Annotated in this window: 11 protein-coding genes and 1 pseudogene; 7 read left to right on the top strand and 5 right to left on the bottom strand. The window is 45.8% G+C overall.

What is annotated here, in order from left to right:
- The 3 genes from lon to ABUA47_RS15980 all read left to right on the top strand — a co-directional run.
- On the top strand, window positions 1-2214 hold a 2214-nt coding region (gene lon / locus ABUA47_RS15990; protein WP_349831754.1), incomplete at its 5' end, for an endopeptidase La.
- Window positions 2211-3341, top strand: a complete 1131-nt coding sequence (gene tgt / locus ABUA47_RS15985) for a tRNA guanosine(34) transglycosylase Tgt (protein WP_349831753.1) — start codon at window positions 2211-2213, stop codon at window positions 3339-3341. The genes lon and tgt, both read left to right, overlap by 4 nt.
- Window positions 3338-4474, top strand: a complete 1137-nt coding sequence (locus ABUA47_RS15980) for an LptF/LptG family permease (protein WP_005825471.1) — start codon at window positions 3338-3340, stop codon at window positions 4472-4474. The genes tgt and ABUA47_RS15980 overlap by 4 nt, the downstream gene beginning before the upstream one ends.
- Before the next feature lie 273 nt (window positions 4475-4747).
- On the opposite strand, the gene ABUA47_RS15975 is transcribed toward ABUA47_RS15980, so the two are convergent.
- A complete protein-coding gene (locus tag ABUA47_RS15975) occupies window positions 4748-5248 on the bottom strand; it encodes a thioredoxin-like domain-containing protein (RefSeq protein WP_005825473.1) in 501 nt (166 codons plus the stop codon).
- Between the two features lie 276 nt (window positions 5249-5524).
- On the opposite strand from ABUA47_RS15975, the gene serB reads away from it, so the two are divergent.
- Together serB and ABUA47_RS15965 are read left to right on the top strand one after the other, a co-directional pair.
- On the top strand, window positions 5525-6754 hold the full coding sequence (gene serB / locus ABUA47_RS15970) for a phosphoserine phosphatase SerB (RefSeq protein WP_035448536.1): 1230 nt from the start codon (window positions 5525-5527) through the stop codon (window positions 6752-6754).
- A gap of 128 nt (window positions 6755-6882) precedes the next feature.
- Window positions 6883-8169: a DEAD/DEAH box helicase gene (locus ABUA47_RS15965; RefSeq protein WP_035448534.1), complete on the top strand. Its 1287-nt coding sequence runs from the start codon at window positions 6883-6885 to the stop codon at window positions 8167-8169.
- 41 nt (window positions 8170-8210) lie between these two features.
- Here ABUA47_RS15965 and ABUA47_RS15960 read toward each other — a convergent pair whose 3' ends face one another.
- From ABUA47_RS15960 to ABUA47_RS15945, 4 genes are read right to left on the bottom strand one after another with little or no spacing between them, the layout of a single operon-like run.
- Window positions 8211-9011 carry a DUF4738 domain-containing protein gene (locus ABUA47_RS15960; protein ID WP_035448532.1) on the bottom strand — a complete coding sequence of 267 codons (801 nt, stop codon included), beginning with the start codon at window positions 9009-9011 and terminating at the stop codon, window positions 8211-8213.
- Between the two features lie 37 nt (window positions 9012-9048).
- Window positions 9049-10362 (bottom strand): UDP-glucose dehydrogenase family protein, encoded by a 1314-nt coding sequence (locus ABUA47_RS15955; RefSeq protein WP_035448530.1) that lies wholly within the window; start codon window positions 10360-10362, stop codon window positions 9049-9051.
- 3 nt (window positions 10363-10365) lie between these two features.
- Window positions 10366-10914, bottom strand: coding sequence for a dTDP-4-dehydrorhamnose 3,5-epimerase (gene rfbC, locus ABUA47_RS15950; RefSeq protein ID WP_005825481.1), 549 nt, complete (start codon window positions 10912-10914; stop codon window positions 10366-10368).
- A gap of 4 nt (window positions 10915-10918) precedes the next feature.
- Window positions 10919-12337, bottom strand: a complete 1419-nt coding sequence (locus tag ABUA47_RS15945; RefSeq protein WP_035448527.1) for a capsule assembly Wzi family protein — start codon at window positions 12335-12337, stop codon at window positions 10919-10921.
- Between the two features lie 233 nt (window positions 12338-12570).
- On the opposite strand from ABUA47_RS15945, the gene ABUA47_RS15940 reads away from it, so the two are divergent.
- Together ABUA47_RS15940 and ABUA47_RS15935 are read left to right on the top strand one after the other, a co-directional pair.
- A complete protein-coding gene (locus ABUA47_RS15940; protein WP_005825483.1) occupies window positions 12571-13725 on the top strand; it encodes an SPOR domain-containing protein in 1155 nt (384 codons plus the stop codon).
- 50 nt (window positions 13726-13775) lie between these two features.
- A pseudogene (locus ABUA47_RS15935) lies at window positions 13776-14035 on the top strand (hypothetical protein); the annotation flags it as partial.

Here is a 14035-nt window from a genome sequence, read left to right as displayed (position 1 = left end):
GAGACACCTCTGTTTGAGGATTTACATACCATCGGTACAGTTGCCAAGATAGTACGTGTGCTTGAAATGCCAGACCAGACAACTACAGTCATTCTGCAAGGCTCCAAACGTATGGAACTGAAGGAGATTACGGATACGACTCCTTATCTGAAGGGACGGATAGCTACGCTGAATGAAGAACTTCCGGAGAAGAATGACAAGGAATTCCATGCATTGGTAGAGGCGTGTAAAGACTTGACAGTACGCTACATCAAGTCATCCGATATGTTTCCGCAGGATTCGGCATTTGCCATCAAGAACATTACCAATCCAATGTTTTTGGTAGACTTTATCTGTACGAACCTGCCACTCAAGAAAGACGAAAAGATAGAACTGCTCCGTATCGACTCTTTGCGGGCGCGTACCTACCGCCTGCTTGAGATTCTGAATCGTGAAGTGCAGCTTGCCGAAATCAAAGAGTCTATCCAGATGCGTGCACGTGAGGATATAGACCAGCAGCAGCGTGAGTATTTCCTGCAGCAGCAGATTAAAACCATTCAGGATGAGCTGGGTGGCGGCGGTCAAGAGCAGGAAATAGAGGAGATGCGTAAGAAGGCGGAGACCATCAAATGGAATGATGAGGTGAAGGCTACGTTCCTGAAAGAGGTGGATAAGTTGGAACGTACCCATCCTCAGTCTCCCGACTATAGCGTGCAGCTGAACTATCTGCAGACGATGCTTAGTTTGCCGTGGGGCATTTATACGACGGATAATCTGAGCCTTGTCAATGCAGAAAAGACACTGAACAAAGACCATTATGGTTTGGAGAAGGTGAAGGAACGCATTCTGGAACATCTTGCTGTATTAAAGCTGAAAGGCGATATGAAATCACCCATCATCTGCCTGTATGGCCCTCCGGGTGTGGGAAAAACCTCTTTGGGGCGTTCCATTGCTGCCGCCTTGAAGCGTAAGTATATCCGTATGTCGCTGGGAGGCGTGCATGATGAAGCTGAGATTCGCGGTCATCGTAAAACCTATATCGGTGCCATGCCGGGACGGATTATCAAGAATCTGATAAAGGCAGGCTCCTCCAATCCGGTATTTATTCTGGATGAAATAGACAAGGTGAGTGCCGACCGCCAGGGAGACCCCTCCTCTGCCCTCCTCGAAGTGCTCGACCCGGAACAGAACACTACATTCCATGATAATTTTCTGGATGTGGACTATGATTTGTCCAAAGTGATGTTCATCGCTACTGCCAATAATCTGAATACCATCCCCGGACCGTTGCTGGACCGTATGGAGCTGATTGAGGTAAGCGGCTATATCACGGAAGAAAAGATTGAGATTGCCCGCCGCCATCTGGTTCCGAAGGAATTGGAGGCAAACGGTATGAAAAAGAATGATATCAAGATTCCGAAGAACACACTGGAAACCATTATAGAGAATTATACCCGTGAGAGCGGCGTGCGCGAACTGGAAAAGAAAATCGGAAAGATACTCCGTAAATCTGCACGCCAATATGCTACGGACGGTTATTTTGCGAAGACCGAAATAAAACCGGGAGACTTGTATGAATTCCTGGGTGCACCCGAATATACCCGGGACAAGTATCAGGGTAATGAGTATGCAGGGGTGGTGACCGGTCTGGCGTGGACTGCCGTAGGTGGTGAAATACTTTTCGTGGAAACCAGCCTGAGCCGTGGCAAGGGTGGACGTTTGACATTGACCGGCAATTTGGGTGATGTAATGAAAGAGTCGGCCATGCTGGCATTGGAATACATCAAGGCGCATGCCTCCCTGCTGAATCTTGACGAAGAGATTTTTGATAACTGGAACATCCATGTCCATGTGCCCGAAGGCGCCATTCCGAAAGACGGTCCGTCTGCCGGTATCACGATGGCTACCTCCCTCGCTTCTGCCCTCACCCAGAAAAAGGTGAAGGCCAATCTTGCCATGACGGGAGAGATAACACTTCGCGGTAAGGTACTTCCGGTAGGAGGCATCAAGGAGAAGATACTGGCTGCCAAGCGTGCCGGTATCAAGGAGATTATCTTGAGCGACGAGAACCGCAAGAATATAGAAGAGATACAGGATATATATCTGAAAGGACTGACTTTCCACTATGTGAAAGATATTAAGGAAGTGTTTGCCATTGCGCTGACTGATGAAAAAGTAGCCGATGCCATCGACTTGTCCGTAAAGAAAGAAAAGACCGAAAAGAAAGAGGAATGACATTCGAGTTACAATATACAGACAGCAAGACCAATGCACGTGCCGGACTGATTACTACTGACCACGGGCAGATTGAGACACCTATCTTTATGCCGGTAGGTACAGTGGGAACAGTGAAAGGCGTGCATCTGCCTGAGCTGAAAGAGGATATAAAGGCGCAGATTATATTGGGTAATACCTATCATCTTTATCTGCGTCCGGGACTGGAAGTGATAGAGAAAGCCGGTGGACTGCATAAGTTCAACGGCTTTGACCGTCCTATGCTGACAGACAGCGGCGGTTTCCAGGTATTCTCGTTGTCCGGTATCCGCAAGTTGCGCGAAGAAGGTGCGGAATTCCGTTCACACATCGACGGTAGCAAGCATATCTTTACACCGGAGAAGGTGATGGATATAGAACGGACTATCGGTGCAGACATCATGATGGCCTTTGATGAATGTCCTCCGGGGGATTCGGACTACGAATATGCCAAAAAATCACTGGGATTGACACATCGCTGGCTGGACCGTTGTATCAAGCGTTTCAACGAAACAGAACCGAAATACGGTTATCAGCAATCCTTATTTCCCATTGTGCAGGGGTGCGTCTATCGCGACCTCCGCGAGCAGTCAGCAGAGTTTGTTGCCTCTAAAGGTGCTGACGGTAATGCCATTGGTGGTCTGGCTGTGGGCGAGCCTGTAGACAAGATGTACGAGATGATTGAGCTGGTGAACGGTATTCTTCCCAAAGACAAGCCTCGCTATCTGATGGGAGTCGGGACCCCGGTAAACATTCTAGAGGGCATTGAACGCGGTGTCGATATGTTCGACTGTGTGATGCCTACCCGCAACGGACGCAACGGCATGTTGTTTACCAAGGACGGCATCATGAACATGCGCAACAAAAAATGGGAAATGGATTTCTCTCCCATTGAAGCAGACGGTGCCTCCTACGTAGATACCATGTACAGCAAGGCATACTTGCGCCATCTGTTCCATGCACAAGAGCTGCTTGCCATGCAGATAGCATCTATCCACAACTTGGCTTTCTATCTGTGGCTGGCAGGCGAGGCACGTAAGCATATCAGTGCAGGCGACTGTGCTACCTGGAAACCGAGGATGGTGAAACGCGTATCGACAAGATTATGAGAAAAATGAACTGGAGGATATGGAAGAATATAAAGCTGCCGAGAGGTAAATTCCTGAAGCGGCTGGACTGGTACATTATTAAGAAGTTCCTGGGTACATATGTCTTTGCCATCGCATTGATTATCTCCATTGCGGTGGTGTTCGACTTCAACGAGAAGATGGACCGCTTCATGTCTCATGAAGCGCCGTGGAATGCTATTGTCTTTGATTATTATCTGAACTTCATCCCCTACTTTGCCAATCTGTTCAGTCCGCTGTTTGTATTTATCGCCGTAATCTTCTTTACTTCCAAACTGGCGGAGAACTCGGAGATTATTGCCATGTTCTCTACGGGAATGAGTTTCAAGCGTATGTTGCGTCCTTATATGGTATCTGCGGCAATCATTGCGGTAGTGACGTTCTGCCTCGGGTCTTATGTCATTCCCAAAGGCAGTGTGACACGTATCAATTTTGAGGACAAGTACTACAAACCCCGTAAGGCGAATACGGCACGGAACATCCAGCTGGAAGTGGATTCGGGGGTAATTGCCTATATCGAACGTTTTGAAGACTACAGTAAGACCGGTTATCGCTTTTCTTTGGACAAGTTCAATGACAAGCAATTGGTCTCCCACCTTACGGCCCGTTCCATTACCTACGACACGACGGCCGTGCATAAATGGAAAATCAAGGATTATATGATTCGCCAGATGGATGGCATGAAGGAGAGTATCACGAAGGGTGACCGCATAGACACTACCCTTTTTATGGAGCCTGCCGACTTCTTGATTATGAAGAACCAGCAGGAGATGTTGACCAGCCCTCAGCTGAGCGAGTACATCAACAGGCAGCGGCAACGCGGCTTTGCCAACATTAAGGAATTTGAGATAGAGTATCACAAACGCATTGCCATGTCGTTTGCCTCCTTTATCCTGACGCTGATTGGAGTGTCTTTGTCTTCCAAGAAAACGAAAGGTGGAATGGGATTGCATTTAGGTATAGGCTTGGCATTGAGTTTCTCTTATATTCTGTTTCAGACCATTGCTTCCACATTTGCCGTGAACGGCAACATGCCTCCGGTCATCGCTGTGTGGATACCGAATATAATGTATGCCTTCATTGCATTCTATCTATATAGGAAAGCGCCGAAATAAGCATTCTAAACCTCTACTTCAGCTTGCTCAAGTTGAGGTTTGGCGTACTAAAGCAGAGGTTTAGGATGTTTGTCTCTGGAAGCCCATTAAAATAAGAAGCCCCTCCCACTCTTGCGTTGTACAAGTGCGGGAGGGGCTTTTTGTTGTATTCATTTTCCTCTTTTGTTCTGTTCCCTTTTTTGCCGGAAAGAGACGTCGGTTTCTAGGGAACACCCTCACTTTCGTCTTACAGGTTTTTTAAGTTGCTGTTGTATGCACCGGGCATCAGCAAGCTTAATTCAAGTAAGCGGAAAGTTCTGCAGCAGAGATGTTTTTGGCAATAATTACACCATTATCATCCAGTAAATAGTTAGTGAATCCGCGGCCTAAGCGATATTTCTTAAAGAGGCCGGAATATTCGCCTTTAGTTTCCACGAAACAAGTGGGCGTAACTATTTGGTCCTTACGGATGGTTTCTTCAAAGATTGACTGATACTCATCGAATGAAACTGAAACCATCTTCACATTGTTGCGGGCAGTAGAGCGAAGCGCATTGCTCAAACTTGCGTTTTGCATCCGGGACTGCGCGTCGTAACTTGCCCAAAAACTGAGCAATACATACTTTCCTTTCAAGTCTGAAAGTTCGGTTTGGGATTGCTCTGCCGACATGGTTTGGATTTTGAAATCCGGGGCCATGTCACCCACATTCAAACCTCCGGTAGGTTTGTCTTTTTCTACAAAAGAAGTCAAGGAACTTATTAGTAATACAACAAAAATCCATTTTGCATATTTCATGCGGCACGGTTTTGGTTAATACTATCCGGGACTGTCCTTCAACAGTGATTTCTTCCCGGAACATCGTCTTGTCAAAGCCTTGAATAGTGATAAATACACTGATAATCAAAGCTTTTAATTGTGAAATCGGGTGCAAAGGTAAGTAATTCCTAAACAAACTTCCAAATAAACAAGCATTTTTCTCACTTTTTAGAGGCATATTTTTATGTTATTTAGCATAAATAGTGGGAATTTTCCTTACTTTTGTAGCCTATTATTCTATCAAAAAGATGACTTATGCAACCATTGAACACTGAACTCATCCTGATACGTATTACGGGTGAAGACCGTCCGGGACTGACAGCTTCCGTGACGGAAATTCTGGCGAAATATGATGCTACCATTCTGGATATTGGCCAGGCAGATATTCACAATACTCTTTCGTTGGGCATTTTGTGCAAGACGGAAGAACAACACTCGGGGTTCATTATGAAGGAACTGCTTTTCAAGGCTTCCTCCCTGGGAGTGACTGTCCGTTTCTACCCCATTACTACCAAAGAGTACGAGGATTGGGTGAATATGCAGGGAAAGAACCGCTATATTCTTACTTTATTGGGGCGTAAGTTGTCTGCCCGTCAAATATCTGCCGTTACCCGTATTCTTGCAGAGCAAGGCATGAATATCGATGCCATCAAGCGCCTTACAGGACGTATCCCGCTGGACGAATGCGAATCGCGTACACGCGCCTGCATCGAATTTTCCGTTCGTGGCACTCCGAAAGACCGTATTGCCATGCAAGAACAGTTAATGAAACTGGCAACCGAACTGGAAATGGATTTCTCTTTCCAGTTGGACAATATGTACCGCCGGATGCGCCGCCTCATTTGTTTCGATATGGACTCTACGCTGATTGAAACAGAAGTAATTGATGAATTGGCCATACGTGCGGGTGTGGGCGACCAGGTGAAGGCCATTACCGAACGCGCCATGCGTGGTGAGATAGATTTCATTGAGAGCTTTCGCGAACGAGTGGCTTTGCTGAAAGGATTGGATGAGTCCGTGATGCAGGAGATTGCAGAAAATCTTCCCATTACGGAAGGTGTGGATCGCCTAATGTATGTTTTGAAGAAATACGGTTACAAGATAGCTATTCTTTCGGGAGGGTTTACCTACTTCGGGCAGTACCTCCAGAAGAAGTACGGTATAGACTATGTGTATGCCAACGAGCTGGAAATAGAGGATGGCAAACTGACCGGCCGCTATCTCGGTGATGTAGTCGACGGTAAGCGTAAGGCAGAGTTGCTGTGTTTGATAGCTCAGGTGGAGAAAGTGGATATTGCGCAGACTATTGCTGTGGGCGACGGTGCCAACGACCTGCCCATGCTGGGAATTGCCGGCCTTGGAATCGCTTTCCATGCAAAGCCCAAAGTAGTTGCCAATGCCAAGCAATCCATCAACACCATCGGCTTAGATGGCGTACTTTACTTTCTGGGATTTAAGGATTCATACATTGATATTCCCCGTTGAAGGCAGATGCTTGAAACAAATTTGCAAGCCCTTGAGATAATTATTGTCCCAAGGGCTTATTTTTTTACTGTAAGAGTCTATTTTATAAGTCTTTTTCCTATCTTTGTACGCAAATTTAAAAGAGATACATGAAGTTTTCAGAACTACATTTAAATGGCGATGTGCTGGAGGCACTGGATGCCATGCGCTTTGAAGAGTGCACCCCCATACAAGAAAAATCAATTCCCGTCATACTCGAAGGTCGAGATTTAATAGCAGTGGCACAAACCGGAACGGGAAAAACAGCCGCATATTTGTTGCCTATATTGAACAAGCTTTCAGAGGGCGGACACCCTGCCGATGCCATCAATTGCATTGTCATGGCTCCTACCCGCGAGTTGGCGCAACAGATAGACCAACAGATGGAAGGTTTCTCTTATTTCATGCCGGTTTCCAGCGTGGCTGTGTATGGCGGTAATGACGGAATACTGTTCGAGCAGCAGAAAAGAGGGTTGACACTGGGTGCTGATGTCGTTATTGCTACCCCGGGGCGTTTGATAGCCCATCTTAGCCTTGGTTATGTAGATCTTTCCCGTGTCTCTTATTTTATTTTGGATGAAGCAGACCGGATGCTGGACATGGGATTTTATGACGATATTATGCAAATTGTCAAATTCCTTCCTAAAGAGCGGCAGACAATCATGTTCTCTGCCACCATGCCTGCTAAGATACAACAGTTGGCTGGTAACATTCTGAACAATCCTGCCGAGGTGAAGCTGGCTGTTTCCAAACCGGCAGAAAAGATTGTGCAGGCAGCCTACGTCTGCTACGAGAATCAGAAGCTGGGCATCATCCGTAGCCTCTTTGCAGAGGAGACGCCGGAACGCGTTATCATCTTTGCTTCTTCCAAACTGAAAGTGAAGGAAGTGACCAAAGCTTTGAAGCAGATGAAACTGAACGTTGGTGAAATGCACTCCGACTTGGAGCAGGCACAGCGCGAAGAAGTGATGTATGAGTTCAAGGCAGGACGTATCAATATCCTGGTAGCCACAGATATCGTTGCGAGAGGTATTGATATCGATGACATCCGTCTGGTGATAAACTACGACGTTCCCCACGACAGTGAAGATTATGTGCACCGCATCGGACGTACGGCGCGTGCCAATAATGACGGCGTAGCCATCACCTTCGTTTCCGAAAAGGAGCAGGGTAACTTTAAAAATATCGAAAAATTCCTGGATAGGGATATCTATAAGATACCGGTTCCCGAAGAGCTGGGTGAAGCACCAGAATACAAGCCGAGAGCATTTGACGGAGGAAGACGGGGCGGCCATGGAAACGGACGTAGGCCAGGAGGAAATAAGAATGGCCGTAACAACAATAAAGGCGGAAAGCCCAGTGCCAAACGGCCACAGAATGGCGGTGAGAAGAAATAAACACTGTGGTGTGGTGAAGAAAAGACATAGAAAAAGCGGATTTATTCCGCTTTTTCTATGCTCATTGTACAGTCAAAACCAATAATCATATTTACCAGACTGTATACGGAGCTTTCGGGTATGCCAAGGGTTGCCTGGTAATGGTACCCCTTACTGTCCACACCCATGAAGTTCATATCGGCAAGAATGGCCTGATTCAGTATTTCGGCAGGGAATATATCCGCAAACATCTTTTTGGTGATGTCCTGGCCGTAAAGCATCTTCTTCCCTTCGTATACACAGATGTGGATTACATTATCATAATACACATTGTCCACACTGATTCCATTTTCAGAATAGGAAGTCTTGAAAACCTTCATCTTTGAGGGGTTGATATATACATATCCCCTATATCTTGTATTCTTGTATGTTACGATACTGTCTTTCTTTATCACTTCCGGAGTAGTAGAAATGACCTCCACTTCTCGACTGGTGAAAACCAAAGAATCTTCCGCATTCTCTGATTTATGCAGTTTAATTACTTCGTCGGCCAGCGAGTGGAACCAGAAGCTGTATTCCGTTTGACGGTCTATCTTATAGGCCACCGGTTCATTGCTGTATATGTAGATTGTATCGTGAACAACCTTGAAAGGTACGGGAGCGCTTTGCGGGTTGGCATAATATACCGTATCCCCTTCGATGCGCATCAACGGCATTTCTGTTTCATCGTTCACCCAGATGCCTTGTAACAGTTGTTTTGCAATGAGGTCTTCCTTTACGGAAACCTCTCCTGTTTGTCTGTTGCTGCATGAGGCCAATGAGACAACAAGTACAATGAGAATCGCACTTCCTTTTATTGTCATAACGTCCCTATTTATTTCTTTTCTTTTTTCTGCAACTTTATTTTCCGATGCAATGATATGTGAAACCTTGTTCTTCCATATCTTTCTTGTCATAAATGTTACGTCCGTCCAATACCAACGGCTGCTCCATAGTTTTCTTGATGACTGCCCATGAAGGCAGGCGGAATTCTTTCCATTCGGTCACCAGCATCAGTGCATCTGCATCCAGCGCAGCATCATACATATCTGTCGCATAATAAATACTTTCTCCTATGCGGCGTCGGCATTCGTTCATGGCAGCCGGGTCGTAGGCACGTACTTTACAACCGGCCTTCAGCAACTCGTCAATCAATACCAGAGCCGGGGCTTCACGCATGTCATCTGTTTCGGGTTTAAAGGCCAGCCCCCAAATGGCAATGGTCTTTCCCTCCAAATCATTGTTGAAATGCTTCTGCAACTTTTCGAATAAGATACTCTTCTGTTTCTCGTTCACCTCCTCTACTGCATGGAGTACACGCATCTTGTAGCCGCTCAGTTCAGCCGTTTTAATCAGTGCCTTTACATCCTTAGGGAAGCATGAACCGCCGTAACCTATCCCCGGATAGAGGAACTTGCGTCCGATACGGGTATCCGAACCGATACCACTGCGCACCATGTTTACATCCGCTCCCACTAATTCGCACAAATTGGCAATGTCGTTCATGAAGCTGATGCGGGTGGCAAGCATGGAGTTAGCTGCATACTTTGTCATTTCTGCAGAAGGGATGTCCATAAAGATGACACGGAAGTTGTTCAGCAGGAATGGTTTGTAGAGCTTGCTCATTATCTTCTTGGCTCGTTCGGACTCTACTCCCACCACTACACGGTCGGGACTCATAAAATCGTTGATAGCATTACCTTCTTTCAGAAACTCGGGATTCGAAGCGACATCGAAGTCAATGTTCATCCCTCTCTTATCAAGTTCTTCTTGAATGGTAGCCCGCACTTTTCTGGCAGTACCTACGGGAACGGTACTTTTGGTTACCACCAACACATATTTCTGCATATTGCGTCCAATGGTGCGGGCAACTTCCAGCACATGGCTCAAGTCGGCACTTCCATCCTCATCGGGTGGTGTACCTACGGCACTGAATACCACTTCCACCTCATTCAGACAACTCTCCAGAGACGTGGTGAATTGCAGGCGTCCTGCTTTCACATTCCGGCTAACCATTTCTTCCAGTCCATTTTCATAGATAGGAATAACACCCTTTTTCAGTGACTCTATCTTTTCACTGTTCGTGTCTACGCAAATAACGTTGACACCGATTTCCGCAAAGCAGGTTCCGGTTACCAAACCGACGTATCCTGTACCGACAATGGCTATTTTCATATTTTATTCATAATAGACCGCATCCTTGAACGATACGGCATGTCCGTCTTTATCTGATAATAGAAGCTGTTCCGTAGCAACGGGCCATTCAATACCGATGGTTTCGTCGTCAAAACGGATGGATGCCTCGGATTGTGGTGCGTATACGTTGTCTACCTTGTATGTAAAGACAGCTTCATCGCTCAGCACCAGAAAACCGTGGGCAAAACCACGCGGAATGAAGAATTGTCTTTTGTTCTCCTCACTTAGCTCCACACTGACATACTTTCCGAAAGTGGGAGAAGATTTTCTTAAGTCGACAGCCACGTCCAGCACTTTTCCCTTAATGACACGTACCAGTTTGGCTTGGCTGCAATCACCCTTCTGGTAATGAAGACCACGTAATACACCGAAAGAGGATTTGGACTCATTGTCCTGGATGAAGTGAACGTTTCCGACATGTGCACGGAACTCTTCTTCCTTAAATGCTTCCATAAAGTATCCGCGGGCATCATGGAATACTTTCGGCTCAATCAGCCATACGCCGTCAATCTCTGTTTGTATGTAGTTCATTTTCTTAAAATGTTTTATGTACTTTCAGTTGGAATCCAAAATTGTCTCCATATATCTCTCCCATATCCAATGCAAGGGACGCGTTGAAGCACCAGCCCTTCCATTTACGGGGAATATAGTAAAACGATGCAAAAGTAGAAAAATTTTCTAATATATCGGGTATTGGACGATGAGGAGTTCCCCAAGTTCTGTTGTGGGACAATTTTGCCACATATCTCCACTCACTGCTGATGTCGCCGCTCCATCCCAGATGCAGGGCCTTAACGCGATTGTACTTGAAACTCATATCGCCATCCTTATTATAGATAGGCGATGCTATCAACGGATTGGCTATCGCCATACCCCAATGTGCCCATCCTGGGTAGTAACCGTTGTTGTAGTAGTTGTCGGCTCCTCCGGTCTTACCTACTACAGAATTTTGCAAACCGTGCAGTGGACCGCTCATATTGGTAGTCTGGAGATATTCGATAACGATTCCGTTGATGGCTTGTCTATGGTTGGATTTATATTCCACACCCCATAAGCCATCCCAACCGTTGAGTTTGGCCATGGCGGAGAAGTCATCAAAATGATTGTCCAGATAGGCGCTGATGGAGAAATCTTCCTTAGGACGATAAGTCATTTTGATATATTCGCTACCCAGAAAATTGCCTTGGAAAGCCAGATGTTCACCTACCGGTCCGTCCTCACGCCCGTGGCCGGGGAAGAATACGCGTACGTAATCCTTCCATCCGTTGCCCAAGTCTCCTAATTCGGAACCTCCAATCTTGTATCCTCCGAATTGGGTGTCGAGGGTCATTCCGAGTTCCAGTTGCCATTTTCCTTTGGGTATACCGATACGCAGGAACCCTTCTTTATGATGGTATTTGATACTCTTGGTGTACCAGTATTTTTCTCCGACTTGCTCCCGCTGGTATTTGTTATCTGTAAACCATCCGTACGAGATTTCTCCTTTCAGGCCTAAACGGGGTAGCAACTGTACATACTCGGGTATGCCTATCTGTACTTGTGGGATGGGACGCGCATTACCCGACCAGGTCATGCCGCCACTGCTCAGCTCTTGATTCAGCAATGGAGAATTCTGTTCCCGGCTTCCGGCAAAGAATCCAAACCACTTGTAACGGATGTCTACGTAAGCCTGCTGTACAATGAAGGAGGTCGTGCTGAATCCGGCTGCTGCAACCAAATCCAGTGCTTCTTCAAACTTCCATTTTCCAAGTTGGTGTTTGTAGGATATTCCTCCACGTATGTAAGTATTGTTGTCGAGCGAAGTGAGTCCTTGCTGGTTGCTGACCTGCCAAAGAGGAGTATTGTCACCGGTATGCAGGGCTGCTCCATATTCTACGAATGAGGACAGCTGCTGTGCCAGCATCGTGTTCTTTCCTATGAACAAGAAAACCATCAGACAGAAAATAATACGCATAATAGTCTTTTGTTAAGTGTTTAGGTTTGTATACTCTTGCGAGGGCAATTGTCTTTCTATTCTTGACGAGTATAGTTAAACGGTACAAAAGTAGAAATTTTTCCGGTAAAAATTCCTTCTCTTGCCAAAAAACCTTTTTCAAATACATTTTCAATGTGCAATGTTCATAATTTGTTGATAAGAAAAAAGCTCTGAAACTAGCGTATATCCGATATTTCCGCTACTTTTGTAGCATGATTGAATTAGCACAGCACATAGAAGTATTGTTATTGGAGAACGATTGTGTCATTGTTCCCGGTTTGGGAGGATTTGTAGCTCATTATACTCCGGCAATGAGAGTAGCGGAAGAGAATGTTTTTCTGCCCCCTACCCGTATTATCGGTTTCAATCCTCAACTGAAGATGAATGACGGCTTACTTGTACAATCCTATATGGCTGTCTATGATACTGATTTTTCTGATGCTACGCGGATTGTAGAAAAAGAAGTGGCGCATATATTCACTGCTCTCCATGAAGAAGGTAAGGTGGATTTGCCCAACATTGGCGAATTGCGTTACTCCATTCATGGTATTTATGACTTTGTTCCCTATGACCACAAGATAACCACTCCTTACTTATATGGGTTGGATAGTTTTGAAATGCAGGAACTGGCGGAACTGAAGAAACCGTACATGGAAAAGACCATCCGTTATTCTGTTCCAGTTGTGCCGGAAGACAAAAAGCGAAGGTTTGAGATTAAATTCAACCGTTCCTATTTGTCGAATGCGGTTGCCATGATTGCAGTGGTTGCCTTGTTTTTCTTTTTGTCTACACCGATAGAGAATACGGAAGTGGTTGAAGGAAATTATGCGCAATTACTTCCGAATGAACTTTTTGAGATGATAGAAAAGGAATCCCTTGCCATTAATCCGATTGTTGTTAGCCGGAAGGCCGACACTCCGAAAGCGTCGGCTCAAAAAAACACGGGGCAGAAGGCAAAGAAAAAGGTGGTTCCGGTTGCCGTAAGAGAGGTTAAGGTGGGCCAAGCTAACGCGCAGAATGCTCCGGTTGTTTCTCAGCCTAAGCAGCAGGCGGCAGAAGTGTCCTCTTCAACATCTGTAACAACAAAGAGTGAAATTCAAAAGACCACAGCAGGGACTGTCGCCCCGTCACTTGTCTCTGCACAGAAATACCACGTCATCATTGCCAGTGTAGGTACTGAGAAGGATGCCGAAGCAATGGCAAAGCAACTGATTGAAAAAGGTTACCCTCATGCAAAAGCAATTGTTGGAGATGGTAAAATGCGTGTCAGCATTGAGTCTTGTGGCACAGAAACAGAAGCATATCAGGCATTGAACAGAGTTCGCCAGAATGAAACGTATAAGAACGCTTGGGTATTAAAGAAGTAGAAAGTAATCTACCCTTGCTTTATTTTTTAATTCTTTAATTTTTAACTATCATGAAGCGTATCCGTTGTCCCAAATGTGAGAATTACTTAACATTCGATGAAACCAAGTATACCGAAGGCCAATCACTGGTCTTTGTATGTGACCAGTGTAAGAAGCAGTTCAGTATCCGTTTAGGTAAATCAAAGATGAAAGCCCCTCAAAAGGAAGAACGTCCGGATGAAGCGGAGTTTAAAGAGGCTTTTGGCAGCATCACGGTCATTGAGAACGTGTTTGGTTTTAAGCAGGTACTTCCCTGTCTCTTATACACATC

It is taken from the genome of Bacteroides sp. RTP31139st1_H2_RTP31139_211217 (assembly GCF_040227615.1).
Lineage (GTDB): Bacteria > Bacteroidota > Bacteroidia > Bacteroidales > Bacteroidaceae > Bacteroides > Bacteroides uniformis.
The sequence above is the reverse complement of the archived record's forward strand: the minus strand, read 5'-3'. Positions and strand labels throughout refer to the sequence as shown.